At 58.0% G+C, this 25,765-nt stretch carries 19 protein-coding genes, 1 tRNA gene and 1 pseudogene; 13 read left to right on the top strand and 8 right to left on the bottom strand.

What is annotated here, in order from left to right:
• Nucleotides 1-169: 169 nt before the first annotated feature.
• Nucleotides 170-742, top strand: a pseudogene (locus CKW23_RS24830) (tyrosine-type recombinase/integrase); the annotation flags it as partial.
• 101 nt (nt 743-843) lie between these two features.
• Here CKW23_RS24830 and CKW23_RS24825 read toward each other — a convergent pair.
• Nucleotides 844-917 (bottom strand) — tRNA-Cys (locus CKW23_RS24825).
• Between the two features lie 202 nt (nt 918-1,119).
• Nucleotides 1,120-2,334, bottom strand: a complete 1,215-nt coding sequence (locus tag CKW23_RS24820; protein WP_025260333.1) for an aldose 1-epimerase family protein — start codon at nt 2,332-2,334, stop codon at nt 1,120-1,122.
• Nucleotides 2,335-2,564: 230 nt separating this feature from the next.
• On the opposite strand from CKW23_RS24820, the gene CKW23_RS24815 reads away from it, so the two are divergent.
• The 6 genes from CKW23_RS24815 to yegQ all read left to right on the top strand — a co-directional run bounded on the left by CKW23_RS24815 (nt 2,565) and on the right by yegQ (nt 10,721).
• Nucleotides 2,565-3,083 carry a sigma-70 family RNA polymerase sigma factor gene (locus CKW23_RS24815; protein WP_095068567.1) on the top strand — a complete coding sequence of 173 codons (519 nt, stop codon included), beginning with the start codon at nt 2,565-2,567 and terminating at the stop codon, nt 3,081-3,083.
• On the top strand, nt 3,080-4,024 hold the full coding sequence (locus CKW23_RS24810; RefSeq protein ID WP_095068565.1) for a FecR family protein: 945 nt from the start codon (nt 3,080-3,082) through the stop codon (nt 4,022-4,024). Before CKW23_RS24815 ends, CKW23_RS24810 begins: the two co-directional genes overlap by 4 nt.
• 103 nt (nt 4,025-4,127) lie before the next feature.
• Nucleotides 4,128-6,488: a TonB-dependent receptor gene (locus tag CKW23_RS24805; RefSeq protein ID WP_095068563.1), complete on the top strand. Its 2,361-nt coding sequence runs from the start codon at nt 4,128-4,130 to the stop codon at nt 6,486-6,488.
• A gap of 166 nt (nt 6,489-6,654) precedes the next feature.
• Nucleotides 6,655-7,941, top strand: coding sequence for a 3-deoxy-manno-octulosonate cytidylyltransferase (gene kdsB, locus CKW23_RS24800; RefSeq protein ID WP_074569079.1), 1,287 nt, complete (start codon nt 6,655-6,657; stop codon nt 7,939-7,941).
• Nucleotides 7,942-8,073: 132 nt separating this feature from the next.
• Nucleotides 8,074-9,252, top strand: coding sequence for a flagellin lysine-N-methylase (gene fliB / locus CKW23_RS24795; protein WP_025260337.1), 1,179 nt, complete (start codon nt 8,074-8,076; stop codon nt 9,250-9,252).
• A gap of 146 nt (nt 9,253-9,398) precedes the next feature.
• Complete coding sequence (yegQ, locus tag CKW23_RS24790) at nt 9,399-10,721, top strand: tRNA 5-hydroxyuridine modification protein YegQ (protein ID WP_025260338.1); 1,323 nt, start codon at nt 9,399-9,401, stop codon at nt 10,719-10,721.
• Between the two features lie 87 nt (nt 10,722-10,808).
• Here the strand turns inward: yegQ and CKW23_RS24785 are convergent, their stop codons facing one another.
• Entirely contained in the window at nt 10,809-12,614 is a 1,806-nt protein-coding gene (locus tag CKW23_RS24785) for a di-heme-cytochrome C peroxidase (protein ID WP_038399883.1), read from the bottom strand.
• 335 nt (nt 12,615-12,949) lie between these two features.
• On the opposite strand from CKW23_RS24785, the gene CKW23_RS24775 reads away from it, so the two are divergent.
• A complete protein-coding gene (locus CKW23_RS24775; RefSeq protein WP_025260341.1) occupies nt 12,950-13,948 on the top strand; it encodes an NADP-dependent oxidoreductase in 999 nt (332 codons plus the stop codon).
• A 14-nt stretch (nt 13,949-13,962) separates the two neighbouring features.
• On the opposite strand, the gene CKW23_RS24770 is transcribed toward CKW23_RS24775, so the two are convergent.
• On the bottom strand, nt 13,963-15,003 hold the full coding sequence (locus tag CKW23_RS24770; RefSeq protein WP_095068561.1) for a hypothetical protein: 1,041 nt from the start codon (nt 15,001-15,003) through the stop codon (nt 13,963-13,965).
• A gap of 118 nt (nt 15,004-15,121) precedes the next feature.
• On the opposite strand from CKW23_RS24770, the gene CKW23_RS24765 reads away from it, so the two are divergent.
• From CKW23_RS24765 to CKW23_RS24750, 4 genes are all read left to right on the top strand, one after another.
• Nucleotides 15,122-16,174, top strand: coding sequence for an NAD(P)-dependent alcohol dehydrogenase (locus CKW23_RS24765; protein ID WP_095068559.1), 1,053 nt, complete (start codon nt 15,122-15,124; stop codon nt 16,172-16,174).
• Between the two features lie 221 nt (nt 16,175-16,395).
• Nucleotides 16,396-16,884 (top strand): (2Fe-2S)-binding protein, encoded by a 489-nt coding sequence (locus CKW23_RS24760; RefSeq protein WP_025260344.1) that lies wholly within the window; start codon nt 16,396-16,398, stop codon nt 16,882-16,884.
• 103 nt (nt 16,885-16,987) lie between these two features.
• Nucleotides 16,988-19,255 carry a xanthine dehydrogenase family protein molybdopterin-binding subunit gene (locus tag CKW23_RS24755; protein WP_025260345.1) on the top strand — a complete coding sequence of 756 codons (2,268 nt, stop codon included), beginning with the start codon at nt 16,988-16,990 and terminating at the stop codon, nt 19,253-19,255.
• 16 nt (nt 19,256-19,271) lie between these two features.
• Nucleotides 19,272-20,639, top strand: coding sequence for a cytochrome c (locus CKW23_RS24750; protein ID WP_025260346.1), 1,368 nt, complete (start codon nt 19,272-19,274; stop codon nt 20,637-20,639).
• A 224-nt stretch (nt 20,640-20,863) separates the two neighbouring features.
• On the opposite strand, the gene CKW23_RS24745 is transcribed toward CKW23_RS24750, so the two are convergent.
• From CKW23_RS24745 to CKW23_RS24730, 4 genes are all read right to left on the bottom strand, one after another.
• Nucleotides 20,864-22,717: a monovalent cation:proton antiporter-2 (CPA2) family protein gene (locus CKW23_RS24745; RefSeq protein WP_095068557.1), complete on the bottom strand. Its 1,854-nt coding sequence runs from the start codon at nt 22,715-22,717 to the stop codon at nt 20,864-20,866.
• A 90-nt stretch (nt 22,718-22,807) separates the two neighbouring features.
• Nucleotides 22,808-23,143, bottom strand: coding sequence for a putative quinol monooxygenase (locus CKW23_RS24740; RefSeq protein WP_038400447.1), 336 nt, complete (start codon nt 23,141-23,143; stop codon nt 22,808-22,810).
• Between the two features lie 17 nt (nt 23,144-23,160).
• The gene (locus CKW23_RS24735) at nt 23,161-23,901 is read right to left on the bottom strand and encodes an SDR family oxidoreductase (RefSeq protein WP_025260349.1); all 741 of its coding nucleotides are present in this window, start codon (nt 23,899-23,901) and stop codon (nt 23,161-23,163) included.
• A gap of 174 nt (nt 23,902-24,075) precedes the next feature.
• Nucleotides 24,076-24,645: a flavodoxin family protein gene (locus CKW23_RS24730; protein ID WP_095068555.1), complete on the bottom strand. Its 570-nt coding sequence runs from the start codon at nt 24,643-24,645 to the stop codon at nt 24,076-24,078.
• 184 nt (nt 24,646-24,829) lie between these two features.
• Here CKW23_RS24730 and CKW23_RS24725 point away from each other — a divergent pair, with 184 nt between their 5' ends.
• Nucleotides 24,830-25,735 carry a LysR family transcriptional regulator gene (locus CKW23_RS24725; RefSeq protein WP_095068553.1) on the top strand — a complete coding sequence of 302 codons (906 nt, stop codon included), beginning with the start codon at nt 24,830-24,832 and terminating at the stop codon, nt 25,733-25,735.
• Nucleotides 25,736-25,765: the final 30 nt, after the last annotated feature.

The following is a 25,765-nucleotide window of genomic DNA, read 5'->3' as shown; positions in this document are numbered from 1 at the left end:
CTGATGCAGCGAGAGCTTGTCGCGGAAGTACATCCGCCGGATTTTTCCCAACATTTCCATGCTGATCACCCTGTGTTCTCCTGCTCAAAAAGTGAGCAGAAGCAGTTGAACACCTGGGTCAGTTTTCAGTCGGCAGAACAGCCTCTACTGGGTCAGTTTTCGGTCAGCGGCAACAAAGGTGCGCGACTTCTACGCTGCCGACGAAATCTGGGATGCGGTGTATGCCGAGGGAGACCAAGGTCTCAAGGACGCCATGGACTTGGCCTACTTGGCTGGTCAGCGCCCTGCCGACACGCTGAAGTTCAGCACCATCGACCTCGACGAGGACTACCTGTGGGTCGATCAGAACAAGACTGAAAAGAAACTGCGCATCCGTCGGCACGTCAATGGCGAGCTTACTGGCCTTGGATTGTTCATCGAGGCGTTACTTGAGCGCCGCAAGCTGCAGGGCGTGCGCAACTCACGACTGATCACAAACGACTCGGGACTGCGAATGAGCTGGGAGATGCTGAGGAACCGGTTCAGCGAAGCGCGTGACAAGGCTGCTCGGAAACTTACGGCCGATGGTAACGCTGATCTAGCCAGCAAGGTCCGGCAGTTCCAGTTCCGCGATATTCGACCGAAGGCAGCCTCGGAGATCGAGGACATCAGTCACGCCAGCCGACTTCTGGGGCACTCCAAAGAGGAGATCACGAAGCGAGTCTATCGACGAGTCGGCGAGGTGGTTTCTCCGACCAAATAAATGCCTGATGCGGAAACGATGCCTGATTATGCAGAAACGATCCCCCTTTCCCCAGCCCAATAAAAAACCCCGTAGACGTTAATCTACGGGGTTTTCAATAGTGGAGGCCGAGGTCGGAATCGAACCGGCGTAGGCGGATTTGCAATCCGCAGCATAACCATTTTGCTACTCGGCCTCAGACGCCTGATGCTTATACAACCACATCAACCGTTTTGAACTCTTTGGATCAAGCCTTGGCTTCACCCTCAACCCATTGAATCTTAAGGGTTTTTTCTCGTTCCCGAATCAGGAATGGACGCAATTCTGGACTGGTTGACCGGGCATGTCAAGAACGAGAATGAAATAATTCCATACACGTCCGGTCAACGAGTCAGACTTTACTCTTTGCTCAGGTCCACCAGTGGTTCCTTGCGGACTTCGGTTGCCCGGCCGCCCTGGATGGTCTTGATCTGGCCCAGTGCGGTGTCGACTGCGCCTTTGTCTGCCAGCAGGCTGTAGCTGATCTGGAACTGGCGCTGTTCTTTCGGGGCGATGGTCGGCACGAGTTTCAGAGGGCGCTGGTAGCGGCGGTTGTAGGAGAAGCTGGTGCCTGGCTCAAGGCCGGTGACGTAGCCCTGGCCACGGGTGTCGGTGTTTTTCCACAAGGAGAACACAGGCAGTTGGTGGGTGTTGAAGCCCACCGCCACCCCGAGGCTGCCGACCTTGTTATGCAGCACGGTCAGGGTATCGCCCTTGGCGTCGCCGTAAGGCACTACGTTATAGACGGTTTCGTCGTAGTCTGGTGTAGGACCGCGGTAGGTTTGCCAATCAGGCAAGTCGCCTTTGGCCTTTTCGTTGAAGGGCGATACCTGCTGCACCGGTGCCTCGAAGCGTGCGCCCTCCTCCAGGAACGGCGTGCTGAAGTTGCTGTGGTACAGCGCCTGGTATTCCTTTGGATAGTCGCCGTTGTTGGTCAGGGTGTCGTTGAGGGTAAAGCGGGTGCTGCCCGGATCGGTGACCAGCTCGGTCTGGACCGAAAAATCGACTTTCTTGAACGCCTGCTCTTTCAGTTCACCCTTGAGGCGAATGGCATAAGGCGGCTTTTCGTCGATATGCAAAGTGACTTTGTTCGCCGGGATATTCGCCGCGCGGCCGTGCAGGGTCAGCAGTTCGCCGTTGTCGATGCCCGGGTGGCCAACCCACTCATAACCGCAACGGGTCACCAGCTCGTTGAAACCTTCCAGCCAACCCAGCCCGCCGCGACCGTTCAGTTCGATAAAGGCCGGGTTGACGACCTCTTTGACCGGCGAGTCCCAGCCCATGCGTACATCACCGACCGAGGCTTGCAGTACGTTCATGCCGCGAGTGGGCACAACCGAGAGCTTCATGGTGCCGTTGTCGATCTCGATGATGCTCACGCCTTCCTGACGACCGCCGTGCAAGGTGCGCATGGTGACGGAAAAGGGTTTATCGGTCTTGATCCCGAGTTGAGCACTGGTGATCTGCTGGTTCTGGGCGGCCTTGTCGGTATCGAGCAGCACATAGTCCCAGGCGAAGGCGTTGGTAGCCGAGACAATGGCAGTGGCACCGAGAAGCCAGGCGAGCGATTTCATGGGGGTGGTCCTTATTGGAATTATGGGGACAACTGAAGTTGATTAAACGATTCAGCGACCCATCAAGTCTAGTCAAAATCGCAGAATTCGTGAAAAGAGAATTATACGCCCATGCAGATTCGACCCTCTGATCAGAACCGCGAGCACAATTGAAAATACTTATCGTTCACGTTTAAACTGCACCCTTTTCAGCGGGTCGACAGAACCGCTCTCCAGGTTCGAGATCTTCAATGAGCGACTCATCCGGCCATCTGTACACGTTTCTGGGGATCCGCCAGGAACTGGTCAGCTACGCGGCAAAGATCACGGGTGATCGCATGCAGGCCGAAGACATTGTTCAGGAGGCCTGGATTCGCTTCATTCCGCAGCAGGCCAGCGCCGAGCAGCCGGCAGCGTATCTGTATCGGATTGTGCGCAATCTGGCGCTGGACCTCATACGCAGCCGCAGCCGGGAACAGGCGCATCAGGTCTCCCCTCCTGCCTGGCTGCTGCCAGCCCATATCAGTGATCCTGCCGAGTTGTGCCTGCACAACATGACGCTGGAACGTCTTTCCCGTGCCCTTGAAGCAATGCCTGAAAACAGTCGTCGGGCTCTTGAAATGCATCGCTTTGGCGGCTGTACCCTGGCCGAAATCGCCGGGCATCTGAACGTGTCCCTGACCACGACCCATCGCCTGCTGCGCGATGCATTGGTGCGACTGGCCCGTGAAGTGGACAACCCGGATGACGATAAGGATGTTTCCCTGTGAGTCATGAGGACGATGCACTGGAACAGGCCGGTGACTGGCAGATACGCCTGCAGGAAGATCCTCAGGCCCGGGAAGCTTTTGAACAGTGGTTGCAGGCCAGCCCTGAACACCGTGCAGCATGGCTCAAGATGGAAAAGCTCTGGGGCGCGCTGGGTGAATTGCCAGCCATGGCAATTACGCCTGCCCCCCACAGCCCACCGCAGCCACAAGGCAAAACCGGGCAACGCCGTGTCTGGACCAGTCTGGCGCTGGCAGCCGGGCTGGCGGCAGTTGCGGTTTTACTGGCGCCACGAGCCAGCCTCACGCTGCGCGCCGACTATCACACCGGCGTTGGAGAAACCCGGACGGTCCAACTGGCGGACGGCTCTACGGTCACCCTCAGCCCGCAGAGTGCATTGAGCCTGATCGGTGGCGATGCCCGAAAGGTGGAATTGCTGCAAGGCCAGGCCTATTTCCAGGTCGCCCCCGACCCGCAGAATCCGTTCACGGCCCAGGCCGGACAGCTCTCGGTACGGGTATTGGGCACGGCTTTCGATCTGGACCTTCAGGCACACAGCGCCGAAGTCGCTCTGGAGCATGGCCAGGTGCAGGCCGAAAATGCTCAGCCCCCTCTCAGCGAACGCCTGATGCCCGGCCAGCGCCTGAAGTTCAGCTGGCCATCGGGCAAAGCCGAACACTCGCACGTCAATCCGGCGCACATTGGGTCATGGCGCAGCGGTTCGTTGTTCGTCGAGAACCAGACCGTGGCCGACATCGCTGAGCGGCTGCAACGCTATACCAGCGGCTGGATTGTGATTGCCGACCCGGCCCTGAAACAGCGACGCATCACGGGCGTGTTCGATCTGAACCAACCGGATCGAGCCCTCAAGGCACTGGCGCAATCGCTGACGGTTGAAACCCGGCAGGTGTCGCCGTGGGTGCATGTTTTGGGAAGTTTCTGATTTTTTATCTGAAAGATGGAAAAAATCACTGCGCACTACGTCTTTCATGACCAATTTGAGAATTTATCTCAAATGCAATCAAGTCGTATGAAGGATTAAATCGATGTCGCGCTTCCCTGCATTGCCGACTCTGGCACTGGCCATCCTCCTGCCGATGGACAACGTCCGGGCCACCGAAACGTCCGAGAACCTGCGCACTGTACGTTACAGCATCGCTGCACAACCGCTGGCCTCGGCACTGGCGCAGTTTGCCCGACAGAACAACCTGCAACTGAGCTTCGATGCCGCGCTGGCCCAAGGCAAGATGGCACCGGCGGTGAACGGGCAGCTCAGTGAACGTGAAGCGCTGGCCCGGCTGCTCCAGGCGTCGGGGTTGAGCTGGTCGCTGACCGACGACCGTATCCTGTTGCTGTTCCCGCAACCTGCCAGCGGCTCGCTTGATCTGGCACCGTCACTCATCACCTCCAGCTCATTCATCGAACAGGCTGACGGCATGGTGCAAGGCTATCGGGCGACTCGCAGCGCGACCGGCAGCAAGACCGACACGGCCCTGCGCGACATGCCGCAGTCGATCCAGGTGGTGTCGCGCAAGGTGATAGAGGATCAACAGGCCAATAACCTCGCCGACGCCCTGACCAACGTCAGCAGTGTGCAACGCAGTAACTCCCATGGTGGTTCGTCCGAGAGCTTCGTGATCCGTGGTTTCAAAGCCACCAGCTATGCGGTGGACGGAATGCTGATCAACCCGCTGGCCTCAAGGCCCGAGGCGTTGCGCGACCTGGCCAACGTCGAACGTGCTGAAGTGCTCAAGGGGCCGGCATCAGTGCTGTATGGCCGGGGCAACCCTGGCGGCCTGATCAATCTGGTCACCCGCAAGCCCGGCTTCACGCCCGAAGCACAGGTCAAACTCCAGGCAGGCTCCTACGACTTCTACCGTCTGGAAGCCAATGCCAGTGGGCCGCTGGACGAAGCCAAGACCCTGGCCGGGCGCATGACAGTCGCTACACAGACCGAACGGGGTTTTCGGGACACCTTCCGCGACAGCAAACGCACCTACCTGGCCCCGACCCTGCGCTGGGAGCCAACGGATACCACCCGGGTCGACGGCGGCATGGAATATATCGATCAGACCAGCCCGTTCGACCGCGGCCTGATTCCGGTCAACGGCAAGATCGATATGAGTGCCGACCGCTATCTGGGCGAACCCTGGGCGCGTGACAAGGCCAACAAGTTTTCGCTCTGGTATCGCGCCGAACATGACGTCAATGACTGGCTGACCCTGCGCCAGATGACTCGCTGGGATCAGTCCCACAAGGATCGCTATGTCGTCGATCTACGCGGCCTGGGTCCGGATGGCCGCACCCTCGCCCGCCGCGCCACTGACGGCGAAGAGCGAATCAAGACCCTGGACATGCAGTTCGAGGCCATCGCCCGTTTCGCCAACGGCGGCCTGAACCATACGGTGCTTGCCGGCTTCGAGTACATCGACGGCAAACGTCGCAGCCGCAGCGACCGCGCATCCCTGACTTCCATCGATATTTTCAATCCGGTCTACGGCGCCACACCCAGCCCTTTTGCATTCAGTGAAAAGGCCAGTTTCGACCTGACCGCCTACAGCTTTTACCTGCAAGACCAGATTGATCTGAACGAACAATGGAAGCTGATCCTCGGCGCCCGCTACGATGACACCCGCCAGCGAAACACCACAGTGGGCACCTCTGACATTACCCGCACCGACGTGGACCCCGGCAAGGTGTCGCCACGTATCGGCCTGGTTTATCAACCCACCGACTGGCTTGCGCTCTACACCAGTTACAGCACGTCATTCACCCCGCAGAGCGATATCCAGCGTAACGGCAGCCTCCTGGACCCGGAAGAAGGTATTCAGTATGAAGTGGGCGCAAAATTCGATCTGATCCCGGACCGTCTGAGCGCTACCTTGTCAGCCTTCGAGATCACCCGCCAGAACGTTGCCGCTACAGACCCCGAAGACGACAACTATTCAGTGCAGACCGGTGAGCAGCGCGTACGTGGTGTCGAACTGGACGTCAGTGGCACGCCGCTGGAAGGCTGGGAGATCATCGGCAATATCAGCGCGCTGAATGCTGAAGTGACCAAGGACACCACCATCCAGGTCGGCAACACGCTTGAAGGCGTGCCGACCCTGAGTGGTTCGCTGTGGTCCAGTTATCAGTTGCAGGAAGGTGCGTTGAGAGGGCTGGGCTTTGGTGCCGGGGTGATCGCTGTCGGCGAGCGTCAGGGTGATATCGACAATACCTATGACGTGGGCGGCTATGCCCGGATCGACGCCAGTCTGTTCTACGACATTGATGAAAACATCCGGGTATCACTCAATGGCCGCAATCTGACCGACCGCAAATATATCGAAACCGTTGCCAGTACCGATGGTAACTATGCTGGTGCACCGGCATCGGTGGTCGCGACCTTGAGTGCCAGGTTCTAGGGCGACATCTCTCAGCCCTTCGCGAATGAGTTCACTCCTACAGATTGTGTAGGAGCGAATTCATTCGCGAGACTCACTACAAGCTGGAACTTTGACTCGCGCAGGCCCTGTCGCTGGTATGATCCGCTTTTCGCCCTGCACCGCTGAAATCGTTTAAGGACCCTTAATGGCCAGCCATCCGCAACGTGTCGCCATCGTCATCCCGGCAAGATACGCATCCACCCGCCTCCCCGGTAAACCGCTTGCCGACATCGCGGGCAAACCCATGGTGCAGCATGTGTATGAGCGCGCTCTGGAAGCCGCCATTGCCGATACAGTGGTGATTGCCACCGACGACCAGCGTGTGGCCGACGCGGCGCGCAGCTTTGGCGCGGCCTGTGTGATGACATCCCCTGACCATCCTTCGGGCACTGATCGCCTGGCCGAAGTCATGAGTCAGGTCGACGCCGATATCTACGTCAACCTGCAAGGCGACGAGCCTCTGGTAAGGCCTGCGGATATTGTCACACTGGTGAAGGGCATGCTCGCCGATGCGTCCGTGCAGGTCGGCACGCTCTGCCATCCGATAGACTCGGCCGAAGCAGGCAACCCCAATACCGTCAAAGTGGTCCTGGCCGCCAACGGCAATGCGCTGTATTTCAGCCGCTCGCCAATTCCTTACCCCCGCGAAGCTGAAACCGCCACCTACCTCAAGCATGTCGGAGTCTATGCCTACCGTCGCGAGGTGCTGACCAGCTACTCCGGCTTGTCCCAGCCAATGATCGAACACGCGGAAAAACTGGAACAACTGCGCCTGCTGACCGCCGGTTACTGCATTCGTGCCTGGGTGGTGGAGCCCACCGGCCCTGGCGTCGATACCCCTGAATGCCTGGAGAAAGTCCGCGCCCTGATCGAAGGCCGTTCACTGCCAGGCCTACCTGCGCTGGCCGATATTCGTCTGGTAATTACCGATGTCGACGGCGTACTGACCGATGGCGGTATTTTCTACGACGCCACCGGCGAATGCCTGAAACGCTTCCACGTGCGCGACGGCATGGGTATGCGCATGCTGGAAGAAAACGGCGTACGCGTGGCCGTGTTGTCGGGCCGCGACTCGGCTACTTTGCGCAAACGCGTGGCTGATCTGGGCGTCGAGCTTTGCCAGTTCGGTATCAAGGATAAAAAGGCAGCCTGCGAGCAGTTGATGGCTGCCGCAGGCGTTACTGCCGGGCAAACAGCCTGTATCGGTGATGATTCCATTGACCTGCCAGCCTTTGCTGCCTGCGGCCTGTCGTTCGCCGTGGCCGATGCACCGATATACGTGCAGCAGCAAGCCACCCATGTGCTGCAACGCGCAGGTGGCACCGGTGCATTCCGTGAGGTTTCCGACTCCATTCTGATTGCTCAGGGCAAAGCCGATGTGCTGGGCTCAGCCGCCGGTTATGCGTCGGTCATGGCAAAGATGGCCCAGTAAAACCTGAGGCTCCCGACCTCCAGCGGCTCGGGAGCCTTTACATCCGCATCACCATTTCCCTTTCTGCATGGAACAACTCCCGCACAACGGCCACTCAGGTTCAAACGAACCTAAGACCGCGGGAGAGAATTCATGGGCATTCAGTCCGCCAGGGCTTTCAAATACGTACAAGAGTTTTCATGCATTGCCGAGCGTTGCGAAGACAACTGCTGCAAGGGTAACTGGCGCATTGCGGTCAGCAATCGTAGCCATGACCTGTACAGCCGGGAGTTTCCCGAACTCTTGAATCTGATCGTCAAGGACGATTCGGGCTACCAGATGGACAAGACGGGTGGCCAGTGCGGCGCGCTGCAAGGCGGACGTTGCCAGATCCATGCCCAGCAGGGTGAAGCAGTTCTCACCGATACTTGTGCCAACTACCCTCGCATGTATCGCCGTATCAATAACTCGTTGGTGAAGTCCGCAACCATGAGCTGCCCCGAAGTTGCCCGTATCGGACTGTTTGGCGAAGCGCCGTTCCAGATCGAAGAAGGTCCGCAGGACGACCATCATCTCTACGCCGCCGCCAATCAGGAATTCCCCGGTATCGATCAGGCCCAGTGGCGTTCGGTGGTGGAGTCTCTGCTGCAAATCACCCTGTCGAAGAAACTGCCGGTTGGCCAGGTATTGCTGCGCCTGTACGACATTTCTGCGCAACTTTCGGAACTGCCACATGCCCGTTGGGTCGAGGAAATCCCGCTGCTGGCCGACAACACCAGCAACCTTCAGGAAGATACCAGCGAGCCGATTCTTGCCGACCCTTTGCTGATCGTGCTGATCAATGTCTTGAACTCGCCGGGCGCCCCCTCCTCCTTGCGCCAGCAGATACTCACCTCTTCACTCATCGTGCCCGGCGAAACCCCGGCACAGGCGCAATGGACCCTGCGCAGCGAATATCGCCACCTGTATACGGAAAAACTGCAACACAGCCTGGATCTGATCCTGAAGCGTTTCATTGCGGCCGAAATGACCCGCACCGGTTTCCCGTTCATCTCCAACACCAGTGCCGGGCAGGATTACGGCCTGAGCCTGACCGAGTGGGCCACCACCCTGGCGATCCGCACCCTGACCCTGCGCAACCTGCTAATCGCGCATTGCGATGTAACCAACCAGTTGGCGCCGGACAAACAGCAGACCGTGGACCTTGTCTACCGCTTCTGCCGGGCTGCCAGCCATAACGCAGTGACCGCCGCCGAACGGACCTTGCGCAACGCAATCACCGACAAAGGCCTTGCCTACCTGAAGACGCTGATCAATCAAGTGAATGCCTGACGGTATCCGCGTCCCCCTTCCTGAGCCCTGCGTCGAGCAGGGCTCAGGCATCAAAGAATACTGTACACAGCGTTTCATAGATCCAGATCAATAAACCCGGCAGGCAAGGCGATTACCGTTCGCGACTTTTTGCGACCGACACCGCCATGACACCCTTTACCCCGGAACTGCTCGCCCCCGCTGGTACCCTGAAAAACATGCGGTATGCCTTCGCCTACGGAGCCGATGCGGTCTATGCCGGCCAGCCGCGCTACAGCTTGCGGGTGCGTAACAACGAATTCGATCACGCCAACCTGGCACTCGGCATCAACGAGGCTCAGGCTCAAGGCAAGCGTTTCTACGTCGTGGTGAACATCGCACCGCACAACGCCAAGCTCAAGACCTTCCTCAAAGACCTTGAACCCGTAATCGCCATGGCTCCAGACGCGCTGATCATGTCCGACCCCGGCCTGATCATGCTGGTACGCAAGCACTTCCCGCAGATGCCGATTCACCTGTCGGTGCAAGCCAACACCGTGAACTGGGCCAGCGTCGAGTTCTGGCAACAGCAGGGCCTGAGCCGGATCATCCTGTCTCGCGAGCTGTCCCTGGAAGAAATCGACGAAATCCGCCAGCAGGTTCCTGCCATGGAGCTGGAAGTATTCGTCCACGGCGCGCTGTGCATGGCCTATTCCGGCCGCTGCCTGTTGTCGGGCTACCTCAACAAGCGTGACGCCAACCAAGGCAGTTGCACCAACGCCTGCCGCTGGAAATATTCTGCGCAAGAAGCCACGGAAAACCCGCTTGGCGACATTGTGCAAGTCTATGAGCCCGAACCGACCCTGAGCGCAGGCGCGCCGACCGATCAGGTGTTCCTGTTGCAGGAAAACAATCGCCCGGATGAGCTGATGCCCGCCTTCGAGGACGAACACGGCACCTACATCATGAACTCCAAAGACCTGCGCGCTGTACAGCATGTCGAGCGCCTGACCCGCATGGGCGTGCATTCATTGAAAATCGAAGGCCGGACCAAATCCCACTTCTATTGCGCCCGCACTACACAGGTCTACCGCCGGGCAATCGACGACGCCGTAGCCGGCCGCGAATTCGACCGCAGCCTGATGACCGATCTGGAATCCCTGGCCCATCGCGGCTACACCGAAGGCTTCCTGCGCCGCCATGTCCACGACGAATACCAGAACTACCAGAACGGCAGCTCGGTTTCAGAACGACAGCAGTTCGTCGGCGAACTGACCGGCGAACGCCGCGACGGGCTGGCCGAAGTCCGGGTCAAGAATCGCTTCAGCCTCGGCGACCCTATGGAACTGATGACACCCAGGGGCAACTTCCACTTTGACTTGCAGCAGTTGCAGAACGCCAAAGGAGAAGCCATCGAAACCGCGCCCGGGGACGGGCATACGGTGTACTTGCCTATTCCCATTGAGGTGGACTTGGGGTTTGGGTTGTTGATGCGAGATGTGGGAGGTTGAGCGACAGTCTGGCGTGGGAGGGAGCTTGCTCGCGACGACGGCATTGAAGGCGATACATTTTTTGGATGTACCGCCCTCTCACTTGATCTAAAGGGTTTTCATGTACTCGATCAACGCATAGCGCTCGTCATCGTTGAACGATGATGCACCATAGTCATGACCTGCCTTCGAGTTCCCCGGTAAGGACGTATCGAAAGTGAAGGGGGCACCAGGCCCATTGGCATCGATAAAACCGACAGCCTTCGGATCGAACACAATCGAGCCCGTCTTGAAACTCGAAGGACGTGCATCAGGGGGAAGCAGCAGATCATATAGCGTGCGTACCGAGCCGTTGTGCAGGTAAGGCGCTGTTGCCCAGATGCCCGTCAATGGGCGCGCCTTGTAGGCAAGAGTCGGATACTCCTGAATATTCAGTGCATAGCAGGCCTGGAGTCGCTTGTTCTTTTCGGACGAGGCAAAGCTCAGCAAGGAGAAAGCGCTCTTGTGTACGACTCGTGGCGGTGACGGCTTGACATCCAGGTAATCCTTGAACGCCAGCTCAAGAAGGTCTTTCTTCTGGTTCAGCAATATTTCTCGTGCCGTTACGCCCAACTGTGTAACCAACGTCGTCTGATCGGTGACAACACCGTCGAATGTGTTGAGAAGCGCGCCCTTGAGCTTGCCAGGATCACTGATGAACTGGACCGCATTACAGGCCATCCAAGGGTCCGTATTGATGCTTTGAAGGCTTTCGGGCCTCGTACTGATAGGCGTCATCTGAGCGACGATCTTGCTTTTCAGATCATCGCGTGACAACGGTAAATGGCAGCTTGAACAATTGTTGTCGAACAGTCTGGCGCCCTGCTCCACCTTCACAGGATCGATAGCTCCGAGTTTTTCAGGCCATTTCGGTGGTTTCAGGCGCTGCAACGTGCGCTCGAGCTGATCAAGGTTATCGATGCGCACGCTTGAAACAAAGCCCTTGAAAAGCGAATTTGAGCGAAAGGCCACATCACCGAAGACCCCCACGACTTCCGAGGCGTTGCGCGCAAGAGCGCCAACATCCAGGCCATCCGGACCCAGTCGCTTGTTTGGAGCAACACCGTTCCATTGCACTTTATCGTGCTGGGAAGTGTTCCACAGGAACGGATAGCTGACGGGAGCATCCGAGGGATTGGGCGTTGGGTGTGGCGCACCATTGAGCTGCGCCACACGGTTGAGGATATGCCCCACAGCATCAACTCGGCCGGGGCCATACACCAGATCCGTCTTATAGAGCGATGCGCTTTTCTCAAGGAAAAGATTCAACTCATTCAGTGAACTGGACAGAAGCTGACGATTACCTTCGGTGTCGTCACCTGCAAGGACCTTTGCCGCAAAGCGATCAAATTTTTCATCATCACTCTGGGTGTCGATCAGCGCATCGCGGAAGGCATCAACAAACTTCTGGAAATCGGCATTGGTGGGGCCGCCCTGAACTTCCCAGGTATGGCCACCGTAGGAAACATTGGCCGTGTGACAGGCCGCGCAGTTCATTCCCACCCAAGGTTCCTTGTCAGACTGGTTGCTCTTCCAGCGCAGGCGAGAAAACGTCAGGGACTTGTCACTGCCTTGATCGACCACAAACCCCAAGGGCAACCGATAACTCTTGTAGTCGAACTCCAGAGTACGCGGTGTATAACCATACTTTTCAATATTCGCATCAGACATGAAAGGCACTTTCGAGCCTTTTATTTCCAAGGCCATCATCCAGCTCAGAGGAACCAGACGCGATCCTTGAGAAGTGTCCTGCCAGACTGCGAGATCTTTCGCACTCCAGTTTTGATCCAGACTGTACTCATCTGCCAGTACCACTGCCGATGTCAGACTTCCAACCCCAATGCTTAATGCTGCCAACACAGACTTCACTGTCATTTTCTCGATCCTTCGTGGCTGTCTCAAGGAACCGCAATCAGTGAGCGCATCGCCCGAATCCTCGATTGGGCAGCCCCCTGATTGGCAGTGTAGATATTTTCCAAGCGAATGATGGCATTTTGTCGTAAGCCTTGGAATTGGACGGCCACTCCTGCTCTCACCCCCTCTGCGGACTCAGCGCCCAATCGCAAAACATTTTGATGTCGATCATAATCAAATAATTTGACCAAAAAGATTATGACCATCATCATAATCAGGCATTCACACCCAGTCAGCCTGACGAGAAAAGCGGCCTTCCGGATCGCCCGATTTCCAATTCACAGAGCCAAATCAACATGAAGGCATTTTTCATTGAGCGCTACGGCAAAAACAGCGGACGTTTTGCCGAGTTACCCGACCCGCAAGTGGGGCCCAACGACGTACTGGTTCAAGTGCATGCCACAAGCGTCAATCTTCTGGATTCCAAGATCAGGAAAGGTGAGTTCAAGCTGATCCTGCCGTATTCCTTTCCACTGGTGCTGGGCAACGACCTGGCTGGCGTTGTGGTTCGTACGGGGGCGGGTGTGCGGCACTTCAAGCCAGGTGATGAGGTTTATGCGCGCCCTCCCCAGGAGCGCATCGGCACCTTCGCCGAGCTTATCTGCGTCAAGGAAGATTCACTGGCCCTGAAACCCAAGAACATAAGCATGGAGGAAGCAGCCTCTGTCCCTTTGGTCGCTCTGACGGCCTGGCAGGTACTGGTCGAGACAGCCAGAGTAAAGAAAGGGCAGAAGGTACTTATACATGCCGGTTCAGGCGGCGTTGGAACCATCGCCATTCAGCTTGCCAAACACCTTGGAGCCTTTGTTGCCACAACGACCAGTACGAGCAATGTCCAGTGGGTGAAAGCGCTGGGCGCGGACGTTGTCATCGATTACACGCAGCAAAGCTTCGAGAGCGAACTGCACGACTATGACGTCGTACTCAATAGCCTGGGCCCCGATGTTCTGGAAAGATCGCTCAAGGTTCTGAAGCCTGGTGGCCAGCTCATTTCCATCTCCGGGCCACCGACGCCCTTGTTCGCTGACGAGCAGAAATTGTCCTGGGGACTAAAGCAGATCATGCGGGTTCTGAGCTATGGCATCAGAAAGAAAGCACGCGAATTCGACGTCAGCTATGCATTCGTTTTCATGCAGGCAAATGGTGCCCAACTGCGTGAAATCAGCACACTGATCGAATCCGGTGCAATCAAGCCGGTGATAGATCGGTCCTTCCCGTTAGAGTCGACAGCAGAGGCTCTGAGTTATGTGGAACAGGGGCGCTCAAAAGGCAAGGTGGTCATTAACGTCAGGTAAACGTACGCCCAACGTCAATCGTCCTGATTGGCCAGGACAGCCTCAGCGCTGTCCTTGGCTTTCACCTCTGGCACATACGAGAAACCTGCTGCCTCCCAGTCGCGCCAATCAGGGGTGAAGCCTGGTCGCCAAGGTGATGTGATAAGCCCTCTGGGGACGCATCGCCACATCCCTTTATCAAGCTCCACTTTCTTACACCAGAAGAGATGCACCGCTTCACCCTGCTCAATGGCGAGAGGCAAAAGGTTTTCCTCTCGCTCACCTGGTGCCGGATCCTGCTTCCAGTCCGCAAGCATGTTCTCTCGCACGAGTCTCAAACGCTCGGTCTGCAACTTCAACAGGACGCCTGGCAGTTCCTCAAACCGACAGCCGGGACGTTTGCTTTCATCACCTACAAATCTGTTGAAGCCAATTGACTGCTTAGCCCCGGTCAAGGCATCCAGCTCACGTCCTGTACGCACATGAAAAGTCACCGCTCCCAGATCAAGGTCGTTTTCATTGAAACTTGAGTCGGAGTTGATATGCGCCAGGATGTAGAACTGTGCGGGGAAAACCCGCTCGGAGAGGTTCTTGTCTTCCATGATGTTCCATCGGCAAGTCTTTTTGAGGCTCCAGTTCTGGGGAGACGCCGTACTCTTGATCTCCAGGGTCACGCCCCAAGTCAATTGCAGGTCAAACACATCACCATGGGGCTGTACTTGATAGTGCTTTTCAATGCTTCGAGTCAGGTCGCCGTCTTTGGGGTTATCAGTCGTCAGGGTTCTTACCGTATCCCCGACAATGTCGCCACACTTCGCGATCAGGCTCTTGGCAACCAGATACTCGATCAACACGCCACGCAAGACCGGCACATTCATATTGGAAAATGCCCAGCTCCAGAAATCACTGGCCGTGTAAGGAGTCGCTGCATCACCAAATGAAAACGTGGTTTGCGCTTCAAGAAATTTCTTCAGTTCCTCGGCCTGCATAAAGCTCCTTTGCTGTTCGGGATAAAGCATCTGCTTTTGGTAATCCTGAATATAGGGCCATAAGCCATATTTCCAAGTACGTGGCATTATCCAATCTGGTTCATGTCGGCATGCGGATTTACGCAATATATCGATGGATTCTGCGCCTCTAGACTGATTCTCCTCAGCCCTCAAAGGGCTCATGTATTCATGAAAAGGAGAACTCATGACCGTTAAAGCCTACGGTGCCTACGCTGGCGACAAGCCTCTCGAATCGCTGGAAATCACCCGCCGCGCTCCAGGCCCCCACGATGTACAGGTCGATATCGCTTATTGCGGCATTTGCCATTCCGACCTGCATCAGGTGCGGGGCGAATGGGCCGGGACTCAATTTCCCTGCGTACCGGGCCACGAGATTGTCGGGCGTGTGTCCGCAATCGGCGAGCACGTAAAAGGTTTCCAGCAGGGTGACCTGGTCGGTATCGGTTGCATCGTCGACAGCTGCAAACACTGCGAAGAATGCGATTCGGGCCTCGAGAACTATTGCGACGGCATGATCGGCACTTATAACTTCCCGACTCCAGACGCTCCCGGCTGGACACTTGGGGGTTACTCGGAGCAGATCGTGGTTCACGAGCGCTATCTGTTGCGTATCCGTCACCCGGCCGAACAACTCGCTGCCGTTGCACCGCTGCTGTGTGCGGGAATCACCACCTATTCGCCGCTGCGCCACTGGCAGGCTGGTCCCGGCAAGAAAGTCGGGATTGTCGGTATCGGAGGCCTTGGCCATATGGGCATCAAGCTGGCCCATGCCATGGGCGCACATGTGGTGGCTTTCACCACCTCCGAATCCAAGCGTGAAGCGGCGAAAGAGCTGGGCGCCGATGAAGTCGTGATCTCGCGCAACGCCGAAGAAATGGCCGCCCATGCCAAGAGCTTCGACCTGATCATCAACACCGTGGCGGCCCCCCACAGCCTTGATGACTTCCTGGCGCTGTTGAAGCGTGACGGCACCCTGACGCTGGTCGGCGCGCCCGCCTCGCCACACCCGTCCCCCGAGGTATTCAACCTGATCTTCAAGCGGCGTTCGATCACCGGTTCCATGATCGGCGGTATCCCTGAAACCCAGGAAATGCTGGACTTCTGCGCCCGGCACAACATCGTCTCGGACATCGAGCTGATACGTGCCGACCAGATCAACGAAGCCTATGAGCGCATGCTCAAGGGCGACGTCAAATACCGCTTCGTGATCGATAACACCACGCTGGCCAACGCCTGATTCAGGGTATCAAGGCAACATGCCGGGACCTGTACATGGCCTCGGCGTGGGCGCAATCGAGGGCTATTAATCAATCCAGCTCATATAGCCTAGAAACCACACGCACTTGAGGGTGTTCAAGAGCGTGCTAACGTTTCAGCAGTGTTACGCAAGCGAAACGCTTGCTACCTGGCCCGCAAATAGCACCCAAGGGCATTCCCCCACGAGATGGCTGGATAATCATGGAACTGCAGATTAACGATAAGACCTATCAGGTCCAGTCCGAAGGCGATACCCCGTTGCTGTGGGTCATTCGCGATGAGCTCGGGTTGACCGGAACCAAGTACGGCTGTGGCCTCGCTCAATGCGGGGCCTGTTCCGTGCTGATCGATGGCGTGGCTGCGCGTTCGTGCGTCGTGCCGGTCCAGGGCGTGATCGGGCGCAAGATCACCACGATCGAAGCCATCGAAGAAGATGACGTGGGCAAGCGAGTAGTCGCCGCCTGGGTCAAGCATCAGGTCCCGCAATGTGGCTACTGCCAGTCCGGCCAGGTCATGGCTGCGACCTCATTGCTCAAGCAGGTCGCCCACCCTTCGGATGCAGAAATCGGCGCTGCGATGGTCAACCTGTGCCGTTGTGGCACCTACAACTTCATCAATGCAGCAGTGCATGAAGTGGCTGGAGAAAAGGTCGCGCTGTTTGAACCGGCAGCGACTCCCGGCAAGTCCTGAGGACTGCACGAGGCACAGACCTCGGCATTGAGCTTCACCCATCGTGATCCAGAACCTGAGTGTGGATGCGTCTTGAAAGGGATGGAATCCAGAGGAAATCATAATGACAAAGTTGGCGGACAGTCCCGACACAAGCGAGGCGTTTCCGACAGGGGAAGCGATCAATATTTCTCGGCGTCGCTTCCTGGTTGCATCGGCCGGCACCATGGCAGGCGCCCTGGTTCTCGGCTTCGGCCTGCCGATGGGCCAGGCCCGCGCCCAGGCCCGAGTGGCCGCAGAGGTTCCGGGCACGCGAGTCCCCGCCTTTCTCGAAATTCGCCCGGACAACACGATCCGGTTGCAGAGTCCTTTCATCGAAGGCGGCCAGGGCATTTTTACCGCCATGGCGCAGATTGTCGGTGAAGAACTGGACGCAGATCCGTCCACCTTTATCGTGGAAAACGCCTCTCCCGGCAGCGAGTATGTGGTCCTGAGCAACGGCATGCGGATCACCGGCGGCAGCATGTCGGTGCGCATGAGCTACCCCACCATGCGTCGGCTCGGCGCCTTGACGCGGGCGATGTTGTTGCAGGCGGGCTCGGAACGGCTCGGCGTGCCGGTCAGCGAACTGACCACCCAGCCTGGCCAGGTCGTTCATGCGGCCTCGGGCAGGACGCTGAGTTACGGCGAACTGGCCTCGCGCGCCATGGACCTGCCAGTACCCGATCCGGACAGCGTCAAGCTCAAGGACCCAAGCCAGTTCCGCTGGATCGGCAAGTCGGTAAAACGCCTGGACGGCCACGAAAAGTCTACAGGCAAGACCCTCTACACCATCGATTGCAGTGTCGATGACATGCTCCACGCGGCCGTACAACACGCTCCGCGACTCGGCCTGACGGTCGGTTCCATCCGCAACGAAGACCAGATCAAGGCCATGAAAGGCGTTCACTCCGTGCATCGTCTGCCGGGTGCCGTGGCTGTCGTGGCGGAGCGCTGGTGGACGGCCAAACGTGCAGTAGAAGCCGTACAGGTCGACTGGAAAGAGCCAGGCCCCGACTCGGACCTGCGCTACATGCCGGCGGACTTCTCCACCGCGGCTTTCAGCGAACGACTGGCCAACGAGCCGGGCGCAGGCAAGGACGACGAAGTGGTCGGCGAAGCTGGCAAGGCGCTGGACAGCGCTCATACCGTTGTCAGCGCTACTTATTACAGCCAGTTTGTCCATCATGCACAGCTGGAACCGCCTTCTGCACTGGCGCGTTTCAACCCGGACGGCACGCTGGATCTGTGGCTGCCCAACCAGGCGCCGGACCTGTTTCTGGCCGACGTGGCCAAGAGAACAGGCCTTGAGCCGTCGCAGATCAAACTTCATTCGCCGGTACTGGGCGGCTTCTTCGGCAGGCACTTCCTCTACAACAGTGCCTCGCCCTACCCCCAAGCCATCCAGTTGGCCAAGGAAGTCGGGCGTCCGATCAAACTGATCTGGAGTCGCGAAGAAGAGTTCCTGCGCGATGTGCTGCGCCCCATGGCCGTCGTGCGCTTCCGTGGCGGACTCGATGCCAAAGGCATGCCTGTCGCGCTGGAAGCCGTAAGCGCCACCGAAGGTCCAACCGAAGCCATCAGCAACAAACAGGGAGAGAAAATTGACCCCACGGCCCTTGAAGGGCTGGCCGGCAAGGTTTATTCGATCCCCAATCGCAGGATTGCCCAGTTGTATGTAAAGAGCCCGGTCATGCTGGGTTACTGGCGCTCGGTCGGCAACTCGATGAACGATTTCCTGTATGAAACCTTCCTCGACGAGTTGGCAGACAAAGGCGGTCAGGACCCTTACGAGCTGCGCCTGCACTTGCTCAAAGGCAACGAGCGGTTGACCCACCTGCTGCACGCCGTCGGCGATCTGGCCGGTGGCTGGAAGCGCGGCCCGTTCAAGGCTGAAGATGGAACCCTCCGTGCCCGTGGCGTTGCCATGGCGTCGCCTTTCGGCACTGAAGCGGCGGTCATCGCGGAGGTTTCGATCAAGAATGGCCAGGTCAAGGTGCACGACATCTGGCAGGCCATCGATCCAGGCAGCATCGTCAACCCTGGCATCATCGAAGCCCAGGTCAACGGTGCCGTCGCGCTTGGGCTTTCACAGGTCTTGCTTGAAGAAGCGGTGTACGAGAACGGCATCCCCGCCGCCCGCAACTACGACATGTATCCGATCCTGCCACCTGATCGCATGCCCCGTGTGCATGTAAAGATCATCGAAAGCGGCGCGAAAATGGGCGGCATCGGCGAACCGCCGTTGCCCGCCGTTCCGCCAGCCGTGGCCAATGCGGTCGCCAGGCTGACTGGCCAGCGGATTCGCAGCATGCCGCTGTCTCGGTACACCTTCAAAGACCAACAAGCCTGACGCCTAGGGATCACAGATGACAACAAGCAGACTCAAGAAAGTTGCTGCCATCCTGGTGCCGGTGAGTGTCGTGGCGGCAGCCGGCGTAGCCTGGTTCGTGACACGCACACCCGCCTCGCCCTTCGATGGCGTGGCCAGCCCTCAGACTGCGCCAGCGGAGCTGATCCAGCGTGGCGAATACGTTGCCCGGCTCAGCGACTGCGTGGCCTGCCACAGCACCCCCAACAGTGCGCCCTTCGCTGGCGGTCTGGAGATGGCCACCCCATTGGGATCGATCTTTGCCACCAACATCACGCCCGACAAGGAAACCGGGATCGGCAACTACAACCTGGCAGAATTCGACCGGGCATTGCGCCTGGGCGTGGCCCGTGACGGCCATCGGCTTTACCCGGCGATGCCTTATCCGTCCTATGAAAAGCTCAGCCAGGACGATATACGCGCGCTCTATGCCTACTTCATGCAGGGCGTAAAACCCGTCAAACAGGAAAACCAGCCGAGCGAAATCCCGTGGCCACTGAGCATGCGCTGGCCCCTGGCGTTGTGGAACACGGTCTTCACCGACTCTGGAAGCTATATAAAGGCTGAAACCGCAAAAGACCCGCTGTGGCTTCGCGGTGCCTACATTGTTCAAGGCCCTGGGCATTGCGGCAGTTGTCACACACCGCGTGGCCTTGCCATGAACGAGAAAGCACTGGACGAACGCAGCCCGGCGTTCGTTTCCGGCGCACTTCTGGATGGCTGGTATGCGCCCAGCCTGCGCAACGACCCAAACACCGGGCTTGGCCGCTGGAGCGAGGAAGACATCGCACGCTTCCTCAAGACAGGTCGCAATCAGCATGCCGTTGTTTTCGGCTCGATGACCGACGTGTTCAACAACTCCACGCAGTACATGACTGACGAAGACCTGAAGGCCGTGGCGCACTACCTCAAGTCGCTGCCGGGGGATCCCAAGCGTGACGGCGAGCCATGGCAATACGATGCGAAATCCAATGCCAACCTGACGGTCAGCGAGCAGTTGAAGGTTCCGGGAGCAAGCACCTACATGGCCAAATGCAGCTCCTGTCACGGCCCGGACGGACGTGGACAGGGAGAATGGGTCCCGCCTCTGGCAGGCGCCTCATCCTCACTGGCGAAGGAACATGCATCGTCGATCAACGTCACCCTGAACGGGTCGGGACGTATCGTTGCGGATGGCGTACCGGATGCCTATCGCATGCCGCCGTTCCGCAATCAGCTCTCGGATCAGGAAACCGCAGACGTCCTGACTTTTATCCGCACTTCCTGGGGTAACAAGGGCGGCCCGGTCAGCGTGAAGGATGTGCAGGATCTTCGCGAACGGACGAATCCGGCCAGCAGTAATGTGATCATCTTGCAGATGCGGTAAAGCCTCTTCGCGGATGAGTCCGCTCCTGAAGGAGCGAATTCATTCGCGAAAAAGGCCCGCATAATCCTCATGCCGATCAGTGAAGGCACAAACAAAACGTGAGGGAGGCTGCTTGCTGGCGAAAAGGCCTGTGAAACCGGTCGATATTCTGCGTCTGTACACTGAAGTCGCCAGCAAGCTGCCTCCCACCAAATGATCCATGACCTTGACTGATGAATCCCGCGTTAAAGAGGTGCTTCGTTTGAAGCCCTGCGCCTGCCCATCATCTGCTCCGCCTCTTCCTGATGAACCTGTTTCACCATTGCCACGTACGGTGGGTTCTCTGCCGGAGGGATCTGCGGGTCGTACAGTTGAGCAAGCATCCATAGCGCATGACGATCACCCTTGACGAAGGCATCAGCAGTCTTTTGCGCCTCGCCGGGCTCCATACCCAACGCCTCCAGCGAGTTGCGACCTGCACGCACGGCGCTGTCGAAGGTTTCGCGGATAATCTCGTCGCACCCGGCCTTGAACAGGTCATAGACATGCAGACGATCATAAGCCCGAGCCACCACATGCAAATCGGGACGCACCCGCTTGGCATAGCGGACAATGGTCAACGCACGGGCGCGATCGTCAATGGCAACCACCAGCAGGCGCGCTTTCATCAGGCCCGCCGCTTCCAGAAGATCCGGACGCGACGCATCGCCGAAGAACGTCTTGACGTCAAATCGCGCCAGGGTTTCAACCACCTCGGCGCTGATGTCCAGAACCACCGTGCTATAGCCATTGGCGTGCAAAAGGCGATTGACGATCTGCCCAAAACGCCCGCACCCGGCAATGATGACCACGCCCTCGTCATCGATGGCATCAGCCTCTCGGGCCTGTTTTTTTGCCTGACGCGGCAGGATCACCCGTTCCAGAAAAACGAATAACAGCGGTGCACAGAGCATCGAAAGCGCCACAACCAACAGCAGAAGCTCGGCCATGTCTTGCGCCAGCACACCACCGCCCACGCTGAAGGACAGCAGGACAAAAGCAAACTCACCGCTTTGCGCCAGGCCCAGCGCCAGCAGCCATCGATCCATGCCTCGAAGCCGGAACAGACTACCAATCACCCAGAGCACCAGTGCTTTGATGACAATCAACAGCAAGGTCAAACCGACAACCAGCCCAAGATGTTCAAACAGCAAGGCGAAGTCGATACTTGCGCCGACTGTTATAAAAAATAACCCCAGCAGCAGCCCCTTGAACGGCCCGATATCGCTTTCCAGTTCATGCCGATATTCGCTGTTGGCGAGCACGACACCGGCGAGAAAGGTCCCCAACGCAGGCGACAGACCGACCAGGCTCATGAGCAGTGCAGTGCCTACCACGAGCAACAGCGCACTGGCCGTGAAGATTTCGCGCATTTGCGCCGTGGCGATAAAGCGAAACAAAGGTCGCGTCAGGTAGTGCCCTCCGACCACCACCGAAGCAACAGCCAGGAGCGTGACCAGCCCGATCATCCAGCCCGGTAACCCGGTGAGCAAGGTCGTGCTGGAGCCATGAGCGACTTCGGCCTCGCTACCGGTGAGAAGACCGGGAACGACCAGCAATGGCAGCAACGCCAGCATAGGAATCACGGAGATGTCCTGAAACAGCAACACCGAAAAACTTGCCCGGCCGCCATCGCTGTCAAGCAGGCGCTTCTCATCAAGGGTCTGCAACGCAATGGCCGTGGAGGAAGCCGTCGCAATCAGGCCGATGGCCAGCGCCGTTTTCCATTCCACGCCCATGGCAACAGCGGTGCCCCAGACCGCCAAAGTGGTCAACAGTACCTGCAAGCCACCAAGCCCTAACAGCCGATGACGCATGTCCCACAACTGCTGCGGTTGCAGTTCAAGGCCGACCAGAAAAAGCATCATCACGACACCGAATTCGGCGAAATGCTGCAAGCGCTCCGCCTCGGCACCCACCAGCCCCAGTAGCGGGCCAATGATGATCCCGGCGATCAGATACCCCAATACCGAGCCCAACCCAAGCCGTTTGGCGACAGGTACAGCCAGCACGCCCGCGCACAGATAGAGAAAGGCATGAAACAGTGCATCGACCGTCATGCCTGCGCCCCCTGTCCATCGGGCGGCAGGAAGGTTGCAGAAGCCGGATTAGTGAACAAAAACAGCATCATGCTATGTATGCCTCCCTTGTCATGAAGCAATGGCCACAACGTCGGTATCGATCAGTTCAAGAGACCGGACCATGTGCGCCACTGTGGATTTGTAGGCCTTGAAATGAGGAGAATCCAGATGAGCGCAATAAGCTTCGGCATCCCGGTACACCTCGACCACGAAGAAGCGGCCTGGCACCTCACGCACTTCAAGGGCATAGAAAGCAATCACCCCAGGCTCCAGCTCACCCGAAGCCTCCACTATTGTTCGGGAGGCTGTCCGATACTCATCAAGCTTTGCGGGATCAACCTCGATCCGCGCAATGCGCACAAGTGGCGGGCGGTCTGGTGGGGCGGGTTGACTTGAATCAATCATGCCCATCCCCTCCTCGATCAAAACGCCTGCCGCGTCGGGCGGAAGACGATTTCGTTGATGTCGACTTCTTCAGGCTGGCTGATGGCGAACAGCACACAGCGAGCAAAGCTGCTGGCAGGAATCGCATTGTGTTCGTAGAAACTGTGCATGGCCTGCGCCATGCCCTCGGCCTTGGTAGAAGCAGGCAGCTCGGTATCTACCGCGCCAGGGGAAAGGATGGTGGAACGGATGTTGTATGGTTTGACTTCCTGGCGCAGGCCTTCGGAAATCGCCCGCACGGCAAACTTGCTAGCGCTGTACACAACGCCCCCTGGGCTCACGATATGCCCGGCCACCGACGAGACATTGATGATCTGCCCGCTTTTCTGTTCTTTCATATAAGGCAACGCAGCAGAGATGCCATACAGCACGCCCTTGATATTCACGTCGATGGTCTGATCCCATTCCTCGACGCGCTGCATTTCCAGTGGCGAGAGCGGCATCACGCCAGCATTGTTGATCAGCACATCGATGCGGCCATGTATTTCAACAGCACGCGCCACCAGTGCCTGCACCTGGCCATGATCGACGACATCGGTCTGCACGATGCTCTCGTCGCCAAGCCCCAATTCCCTGGCAAGCGCCTGCAAGCGATCCAGCCTGCGCGCCCCGAGCACAACGTTAGCCCCGGCTTGCACAAGATGTCGCGCCGTCTCTGCGCCCAGGCCACTGCTGGCACCGGTGATGACAACGACCTTGTTGTTGATTTCTTGCACCATGTTTTTCTCCTTGAGTCAGATCACGCCGCTCGGCATCGCTGACAGGCAGGCGTGACGTAATGTGGCTGATCCGTATCAGGCATGTGGGGTTGGTACTTTTCCAGGCTGGCACCGGGCTGTGGAACATCGAGACAACGTAGTTTCATGGGAGAGCTCGCCTATTGAAGTGACGGGTCAGACCGGCTGAAATCGGCGCACTGTTTCGGCCACGCGCTGGCCCAGGTAGGCAGCGGTTTGCAGATCACTGTTGATGGGGGCGTCATCCGGTCCCTGATCGCCGTTGGATTGCGCCATCGCGCCCAGCCAGCTACCCAGTCGGTTGAGATCCTGTTCGCTGCCTGTGCTGATGTTGTTACCCGGCTTCAAGTCGAGCCCTACCCACAACATCCCGTGTTGAGCGGCAAACAGCGCCATGGAAATCAGCGAATGCAGTTTGTCGCCGTTTTGCGCACCCGAATTCGTAAAGCCGGCGGCAACCTTGTTGCCCCACTTCAAATCATTCCAGGCAAGCCGGGTGGAGTCCTCGCAGAACTGCTTGAAGCGGGCGCTGGGAGCACCGTTGTAGGTGGGCGAGCCAAAAATGATTGCATCACTGGCCTCAAGCACATCCCAGGCTATCGAGCCTTCGGCCAGCGCGATCAACCGGGCCTCGGCACCGTCAACCCGGCGCACGCCCTCGGCCACACTCTGAGCCTGCCTGGCGGTGTGCCCCCAGCCACTGTCATAAACGATGGAAATCAACATGCTTCATGAATCCTTCTTAAGCCATGGAGAGAAAGAAAAAACGACGATGACAAGTCGCTGTACTGGCTCCGTGCAAGCGCCAATAGCCACGGGAAGGAAGTTTATAGTAGAGTAATAATCACCATTGCCGATATTTATTCCTCTTTAAGTAGAACCATAGGCACCAATTGAGAGCCGAGAATGTATGAGAGATCCTCTGGATGGCATTGCCCTGTTCGTTGAAGTGGTCAATGCAGGCGGTTTTGCGCGTACTGCACAGCAGTTAGCGCTGACACGCTCTGCGGTGGGCAAAGCGATTGCCCGTGTAGAAGAACGGCTGGGGGTGCGTCTGTTCCATCGCACCACACGCACCCAAAGCCTGACCGAGGATGGTCAGCTTTATTACGAGCATTGCCTGCGCGCACTGGAAGAAGTCCGCTCAGCCCAGTCCCTGATCGAATCCGGCATGCACGAGATTGCCGGCCGCATGCGCGTGACCATGCCCGCCCTGTTCGGCCAACATTGTGCGACCCCGCTGCTGATGGAACAGGCGCGTGAACATCCAAAACTGGAACTTGATCTGCACCTGTCCGACCAGTCGGTTGACCTGATCGCAGAAGGTTTCGACCTGGCAATCCGTTTTGGCCCACTGTCACAGTTGAACGGCCTGCAAGCCCAGCACCTGGCCGTACAACAGAAACTGTTGTGTGCATCGCCGGCTTATCTGGCGGAAAAAGGGCATCCACGCACCATCGCGCAGTTGATGGATCACAAAGCGATTCTGTATCACCGACGCGATTACACCCAGACCTGGCCGGTTTTCGACATGGATGGCCAACTCAAGAACTTGTCCCTTGCGCCGCGCATCCGGCTGAATGATCTGTCTTCAATCGCCGATGCAGTCGAAGCCGGAATGGGGATCGGCTGGCTGCCTTCCTGGCTGGTACGTGATCGTCTGCGCTCGGGCGCAATCGTCCAGCTTCTGGAAAACCACCCGCCTACAACCATGGATTGCCATGCCGTCTGGCCGCAAATGCGGCAGATGCCCAAGCGACTGCGCCATCTCATCGACGTGCTCGCAACCCGCCTACCGGAGATGATGCTCCTTTGAATCACCCAAGCCAGCTCCCCACCCATGACA

The sequence above is a fragment of the Pseudomonas sp. Irchel 3A18 genome, from assembly GCF_900187465.1.
Classification (GTDB): domain Bacteria; phylum Pseudomonadota; class Gammaproteobacteria; order Pseudomonadales; family Pseudomonadaceae; genus Aquipseudomonas; species Aquipseudomonas cichorii.
Note: the sequence above shows the minus strand (reverse complement) of the source record. Positions and strands in the feature narration are given on the sequence as shown.